At 44.3% G+C, this 6939-nt stretch carries 8 protein-coding genes and 2 pseudogenes; all 10 read left to right on the top strand.

Going from position 1 to position 6939, the window contains the following annotated elements; all coding sequences use genetic code 11:
• Positions 1-230 precede the first annotated feature (230 nt).
• The gene (locus tag AAEY93_RS09930; protein WP_351076546.1) at positions 231-743 is read left to right on the top strand and encodes a hypothetical protein; all 513 of its coding nucleotides are present in this window, start codon (positions 231-233) and stop codon (positions 741-743) included.
• The gene (locus tag AAEY93_RS09925; RefSeq protein ID WP_124013269.1) at positions 740-922 is read left to right on the top strand and encodes a hypothetical protein; all 183 of its coding nucleotides are present in this window, start codon (positions 740-742) and stop codon (positions 920-922) included. The genes AAEY93_RS09930 and AAEY93_RS09925 overlap by 4 nt, the downstream gene beginning before the upstream one ends.
• A gap of 83 nt (positions 923-1005) precedes the next feature.
• On the top strand, positions 1006-1242 hold the full coding sequence (locus tag AAEY93_RS09920) for a DUF4160 domain-containing protein (RefSeq protein ID WP_124013270.1): 237 nt from the start codon (positions 1006-1008) through the stop codon (positions 1240-1242).
• Entirely contained in the window at positions 1205-1465 is a 261-nt protein-coding gene (locus tag AAEY93_RS09915; protein ID WP_124013271.1) for a DUF2442 domain-containing protein, read from the top strand. The genes AAEY93_RS09920 and AAEY93_RS09915 overlap by 38 nt, the downstream gene beginning before the upstream one ends.
• Before the next feature lie 16 nt (positions 1466-1481).
• Positions 1482-1877, top strand: a complete 396-nt coding sequence (locus AAEY93_RS21280; RefSeq protein ID WP_502959552.1) for a hypothetical protein — start codon at positions 1482-1484, stop codon at positions 1875-1877.
• Positions 1878-2500: 623 nt separating this feature from the next.
• Positions 2501-2791, top strand: coding sequence for a helix-turn-helix domain-containing protein (locus AAEY93_RS09910; RefSeq protein ID WP_124013273.1), 291 nt, complete (start codon positions 2501-2503; stop codon positions 2789-2791).
• Complete coding sequence (locus tag AAEY93_RS09905) at positions 2781-4133, top strand: type II toxin-antitoxin system HipA family toxin (RefSeq protein WP_351076543.1); 1353 nt, start codon at positions 2781-2783, stop codon at positions 4131-4133. Before AAEY93_RS09910 ends, AAEY93_RS09905 begins: the two co-directional genes overlap by 11 nt.
• Positions 4134-4150: 17 nt before the next feature.
• Positions 4151-5155, top strand: a complete 1005-nt coding sequence (locus tag AAEY93_RS09900) for a YecA family protein (RefSeq protein ID WP_351076540.1) — start codon at positions 4151-4153, stop codon at positions 5153-5155.
• Between the two features lie 10 nt (positions 5156-5165).
• Positions 5166-6284, top strand: a pseudogene (locus AAEY93_RS09895) (hypothetical protein).
• 267 nt (positions 6285-6551) lie between these two features.
• Positions 6552-6800, top strand: a pseudogene (locus tag AAEY93_RS09885) (HipA domain-containing protein); the annotation flags it as partial.
• Between the last annotated feature and the right edge of the window lie 139 nt (positions 6801-6939).

The raw sequence follows: 6939 nt of genomic DNA, 5'->3' as shown, positions 1-6939 counted from the left end.
TAAGTGATTTATTACCTTGGCATGCCGATCTAAAAGCTTGATGATATCGGGCTCCACCGCTTAATTGACCGCTTACCTCTATACTAAAGCGAGTTTAGTGGATGGTAGCATTATCGTTAAAAAGCAGCGTGATCTAACATTTCTTATCTATTAAACCTTTATGTATCAGGTTAAATACAAGAAAGAAGCGGTTATGACAGTTAGTTCGCAGAGGAAACCCTGTTCTGGTTATGGAATACAAGAGGACCAATGTAAAAATACCAGAATTGCCTATTGTGCTGGCTAATGATGAGCTAAAAAGGGCGTTCGAAAAGTATATTAAATGGCTGGTTGAATTGGGGAACAATACGATACCTCACAAGCATTACCTGAGCCTAAACCCAAACGCCCCGTTATTTGTCGATGACAATCTCAAGCCGTTCACTGTGCAACATAGAGGGGAAAGCATCAGCCCACACGCAATGAACAGGCTGTTAGATCAGTTAATTAAAAATGCAGGGCTCTGGGATGCAGGTGTAAGGCGTCTATCACTTGTTAGAACGTGCGTTATTGAGTCATATAAAGCAGGAATGAGCACAAATGATATCATGATCACAACAGGCTTTAGTGATAATTCTATTAGCAAGATCCTCGCAATGGATTATACGGCTTTTAGTCCGATTGCAGAGTGGTTTATCAAAAGAAAAGCAACAAAACAAAAAAGGTTAGAATCCTTCAAGTTGAGAAGAAAGTGGATGATATGACAAATAAAGAACAAGGCGAATTTTCAAAGTATTGCAAAGCTAATTGTGGCCTAGATGCAACAGAAGTCGCAGATCTCGCCCAGGTTCCACGCCGTACCTTTTATGATTGGTGGAAGACCCGCCGCCGCGCCGTTGAATTGATAGTGTTGGGTTTGAAAATAGAACGTGATAGCAAATAGTGTGCAGTATTCGCTCAAAATAACGTTGCATGTGAGCGGCAATCGCTCATAATAGTTTTAAGTTAATCAGATAAGGCGTACAGATGAGTCCAGCAATTTACCTAGAAAGAGGGTTTAAGTTCTTCTTTTTTTCCAATGAAGAAGCAAGAATGCATGTTCATGTCGTAGGGCATGAAGGCGAGGCAAAGTTCTGGTTAGAACCTGAAATTGGCTTAGCCAGCAGCTACCACCTTTCAGTTAAAGAGCTTTCTAAACTTGAGCGCAGCGTTAAGGATCACGAAGATGAAATCAGAGCAGCTTGGAATAAACACTTTGGCTAAGGTCTTGGGAGTTACTCCCCATGGTCTTTGGCTGTTTGCTAAAGGGGAGGAGCACTTCTTAAGTTTTGAAGCCTTTCCTTGGTTTAAGGATGCGGCTGTAAGCGCCGTCTTTAATGTTGAAGAGCAAGGTCGAGATGGTTTTTGTTGGCCAGATCTTGATGTGGACTTATCTATGGACGGTATTAAACACCCTGATAAGTACCCATTGAAAGCCAAGCACTGACAAAGGAAACAGGCACATGGAAATTGAGGGGGTAATTAGCTCTTTACGCTCGACTGATAGGTATGTTGAAACCATATTTCTTGAAGGTGGGTGTTACCAATTTCACCAGTTTCTGGCCGCTCTGTTTCCTGAAGCCAAAGCCCTGATTAATGTGGGGCGAGATCACGTTGTTACTCTACTAAATGACACTTGCTATGACATTACTGGAAAGGTTGAAAGCGCTGGGTATCATGAGTTGTCGAGAGAGGATTTATCGCTTGTAGAGAGCTGGAGCTTTTCAAGGACAAGACATAGGGGATATTTCCTGAATAAAGTAGGGAGAGCATTGTGCTGCACTGCCTGCATTAGATTACTCAACAGCCTCTTCTACTTTGTAGTTTTCTTTCCAATGCCTCGCGAGAGGCAGCATTAAAATGTGAAGAGCAAGCCACCATAAATACTTCGGAGCAGTTCCCCAATAGTTTGATGCAGGCATATACCCATGAGATAGCTAGTTTCTGAGATCTCCGTACATTTTATCTAACAGGATCACTTGCAGGTTACTTGTAATATCAGAGCCAAGCGTATCTATAATGGCTTGGTGTCCTAGCAATGCTTTTATGCTGCGTAATAACATGAAACCGATCGCTCAATAACATTGAAGACGATCACTTTTTTGTTTTCCAGTAGACCTAGAGTGTGAAAAACTGGGTTCAGCTAAACCAGCCGACTTGGGGGGGAGTCTGTAAGGCTGCCAGAATAAAAGCTATACCGTCACTAATAATGCGTCACTAGCTTATCGAAAAGAAACTGTTCAAAAATGCCTGTTTGCCCACCACTTGCCTATGGCTTTTACTCAATTTTAGTGGAGCTTCTTGGTTATGAGTACGAAAAACAGTGGTGTTTTCACTTTGCTGTTAGAGCTAAAAAATAGCCGTTTTGAAAGGCTTTATCGAGTAAATTTTCAATACCTTTTCTATTAATGGATACAATAGTGGCTATTTTTGCTTCTTTACCGCTACAATGGATATAACTGTATCCACTGAGTCGTTGCGGATGAATTTTACCTTACTTGATGATACCGATGTGAGCCAAGCCTATGCTGCTTATTTGCGTGAGTTACGCCAACGCGCAAAACTATCACGAACGGCATTGGCAGAACGCAGCTGCGTGCCTGCGTCCACCATTAAGAAATTCGAGCTGACAGGGCAAATTTCATTTCGCCAATTGCTGTTGCTTTGGCAGACTCTCGACTCATTGGATAGGCTTTATCAGCTCACGCAACCTAACAAAGAGCGCGTTGCTACCCCCATTAGCATTGATGAGGTCCTAAAAGATGAGTTTTAAACCGATTCAAAAACTCACCGTAACCCGCACGTTAAGCTCAGGTGAGCAGGTATCGGTAGGGGTCTTGGCTCAGAACCGGCAAGGCGTTTTTTTTCAGTATGCAGACAGCTATTTGCAGCAGTTTGGCAATTTATCGCCTTTTACTTTACAAGCTCATACGCAAGTTCAAGCAGCACCTAAACAACCGCATCAAGGTGTGCATGGCGTATTTGGGGATTGTTTGCCCGATGGTTGGGGCATGCTGTTACAAGATCGTATTTTTCGGCAAAAAGGGATTCTGCCTAATCAATTAACAGCGATGGACAGGCTGGCCTTTGTTGGTGATAAAGGCATGGGGGCGCTGTCTTTTTCTCCGGAGTCTGAGTTTTCAACCTCGACGCACGCTGATATTGATTTAGCAACCTTGGGCTTAGAAGCACAAACGCTGTTCGATTCTTCAATGTCAGGTTATATGGATGACAACAACGATGATTTAGATGGGCATACTCAACAAGTGTTGGCCGCATTAGTCGCTGGGGGGAGTTCGGGTGGAGCAAGACCAAAGGCGCAGATTTATATGCCTGCCGGGGAAACTCAGCATTGTCGAACCGTAGCCCAATCCGGTGATGAAGCTTGGCTGATTAAGTTTACCTCGAAAAATCTAGCGCTCGGTCATGAAGAAGGCTTGTGTGAGGCGGTCTATTTGCAAATGGCCGAGCAAGCAAAGTGCCAACCGCCAATTTGGCAACTTATTGAAGCACCAAATACAAGCGGTGCGCCTGCTTGGTTGGCGCTCAAGCGTTTTGATTACGTCACTGAACAGACCCATTTAAGCAGCAAGCGCAGTTCAGGCCGCTTGCATATGCACAGCGCCTGCGGGCTGCTGGATACAGACTTTCGAACGCCAAGTTTAGATTACATTGACTTGATCAAAGCCAGCCGTCAGCTGTGTAAATCTCCAGCCGCTGGGCAACTGCAATTTCGCCGCGCCATTTTTAATCTACTGTCGTCTAACCAAGACGACCACAGTAAAAACTGGGCGTTTTTGCAAGCTGATGATGGCCAATGGAATCCTGCACCTTTTTACGATGTTACGTACAGCCCACATCCATTTAACGAACACGCCACTGCATTCGGAGGTTATGGCAAAGCGCCACCGATTAAGGTGATGCAAAAACTTGCGAGCAGTGCAGGCTTTTCGAATTGGAGTGATGCAAGGCAAGTTATTGAAGAAGTTGCTGAAGCACTCAGCAAATTTACTTTTCTTGCACAGCAACAAGGGACCAGTAAAACGACAGTATCTGCGATTGCTAAGACATTGGATCAGCGCAAACAGGAAAACGCAGTGCTTTTTCTACAATAATAAGAAGGGACACAACAATGAAGCTTGGTCGTAACGATCTTTGCCATTGTGGCAGCGGTAAAAAATTTAAACGTTGTTGTATGAGCAGCCTCTCCAAACAACATGCCCAAGTATTTGGTGATGTCGACGCCATGCTGGCAATGAACCCAAATTTGAGCCTTGATGAACTCAACGCTGCTTTACAGCACAAAGTCCAGGATCGCAATAATCAACCTCATCCCGATTTTTGTGGTGTGACACCAACGCAAATGGCCAATTGGCTTTATGCGCCTTTCGATGAATTACAGTGGGTGACAATCAGCACACCATATGAGCTGTTGGCCAGCCCTGTGATGCGTTATCTAGCTCTCATTCTTGATGAGGCCATGGCGCAAGATGGATCATTCAAAGCCACGAGCAAAGGCAACTTACCGGCTAAATTGGTCAAACAGGCCAGTGAGTTATTGCCTGAGTTTGCCGTTGCTCAATTCGAGCGTCACATTAGTATCAGTGAGTTTGCAGGTAGTAACGAAGATAAGTTTAATGCTTTGCACTACACCAGAGTGCTAGCCGAAATTAGTGGCATTATTTATCGACGCAGCGGCCGCTACCATGTGAAAAAATCAGCGCAAAAACAGTATCAGGCCGAAGGTATACAAGCATTTTTCAAACCTATGTTAGAAGCTGCAATCAGCAAATATAACTGGGAGTATTTGGACGGTTTTGAATACGATATCGACTTGCGACCCTTTTGGTTGTTCATGCTGTGGCGTATTCAAAGCCACAACAGTGTGGATCAGCTGGTTGAAGAGGTTATGACGGCTTTCCCCGATTTACGACAGTCTTTCCCTACGGAAGATGACTTCTCGCCAGAAAGAAGTTTAAGCATACTCATTGAATCACGTTTTATTGAGCGATTTTTACAGTTTTGGGGATTTGTGACCATTGACCCAAGACGTTATTTAAACGCTGAACCCGTCGCCAGAGTGGTTCAGGTACAGCCTTTGTTAAAACACACCTTTCAATTCACCATTAACGCATAGCAAGGTCATCGTGAGCGAATATCAATACTATAAATTCGAGCTATTGGATGGGTACTTGGATGCTAAGGCACGCCAATCACTCAGAACCGTTTCAAGCCGCGCTGAGATCAGCGCGACGTCCTTTCAGGTGTATTAAACCTACAGTGACTTAAAGGCAGAACCCGCTGAGCTGATGTTAACATACTTCGACATTGGTTTTTACTATGCCGATTGGGGCACAATCGATGCTTACATCAAGCTACCAGCGGGAACTCTTCCTGATGCGTTACTTGGTTTTTCACGTGATGGGTTTCATGTACACGAAAGTGAAGAATGGCAATTGCTGATTTTTTCCCTCGAGGAGTATTATGAATATTTTGACGATGAAAATGCTAACGACTTTTTCCAGTATTTAGCTGGTTTACGCAGCGAGTTAATCCAAGGTAATTGGCGCCTTGTGTACTTTATGTGGCTCAAAGCGTTAGATTGTAATGACGAACTTGAGGAAATACCTTTAATTCAATTCGATTTTGAGCATCTTAGTGAGGAATTACAGGCTTTTTCTGCGTTGTATGATATTTCCTTAGCTTGGGTTAAAGCACTTGCGATGGTACTGAACGATCAACCACGTCACCAAGCAAAACAAGCCCAATTTCAGTATGATGTGTGGCTGCATAATCTCACGGAAGCGGAGAAAAACACGCTATTAAGCACGCTTTTTGAACAAGGCCAGCTAACCCGTCATCAAGCCTTAGCGATGACGCGAAAAGAATCTGCCAACAAAGACGAAACCTATCAGTATTGGTTAACCCCCGACGTGATTTCTTCTTACTTTGAACAAGCTCAAAGCCAATTACAGCAGGAGCAAGCCGCAGCGCTCGCAAAAAAAATGGCGATTGAAAAAGCGGAAAAAGAGAAGATGTTGACGGATCTCTACAATCAGCGTGAGCGCTGCTGGCAGCAAGCACAAGAGCAAGCGGATCGAACTTGCGCCAGTGGTTACGATGCGGCATCACGCGATTTGCATCAGCTGAACGAAGCCTATCAGTTCAAAGGGGATCGTCCTGCTTTTGAACAGCGTTTCAAATGCTTCATTGTGGCTAATAGTAGCCGTAAAGCGCTGTTAAACCGGCTCAAAGATCTACTTTAATAGGGCGTCCCGTTTCGCCCCTTTCTGTAGTACAAACATGTGATAGCCAAACTCGCCTAGTTAGCGTCAATCACCCTAAGCAGCAATACACCCACCTCGTCAGCAGCGGGTTTTGCGTTTGCCCGAGGTGAAGGTAAAAACTGGTTTTGGCCGCAGTACCATATTATGCCCCTGTTTATACAAAGAGAGAGGCCAACGGTGAATTTCCTCTTTGCTGAGCATCCTGTCTTTACTAGACTCAACGCCACGGGCATCATCTACTGTAAATGGATTATGCGTTTGCCCCAAGAGGACTTTTGCCAAGCATTAAACATTCCGCTAGCGAGAAAATATGAAAGCCACGGCGGTCCCGATATTGAGCAGATTATGTCATCTTTATTAGGCTCCACCAATTCAGAGCAAGATCGAGTTAACTTCATGAAGTCTCAGGTGCTGTTTTGGCTATTAGCGGCAACCGATGGTCACGCTAAAAATTTCTCACTTTTTATTGAGGCGGCAGGTGGGTATCGACTAACTGTGGTCGAGTAATAAAGTGCCATACCAAGTATTAAAGTATCATACTGGTTGCTCAGCGGTTCATTTCTAACGGATTTCCCCGAAGTTGTTATTTATCTAATATGTCGAGAAAACCCCGTGATCCGAGCGTAGCGAAAGT

This window comes from Shewanella sp. CAL98-MNA-CIBAN-0140 (assembly GCF_040309905.1).
Lineage (GTDB): Bacteria > Pseudomonadota > Gammaproteobacteria > Enterobacterales > Shewanellaceae > Shewanella > Shewanella psychromarinicola.
The sequence above is the reverse complement of the archived record's forward strand: the minus strand, read 5'-3'. Positions and strand labels throughout refer to the sequence as shown.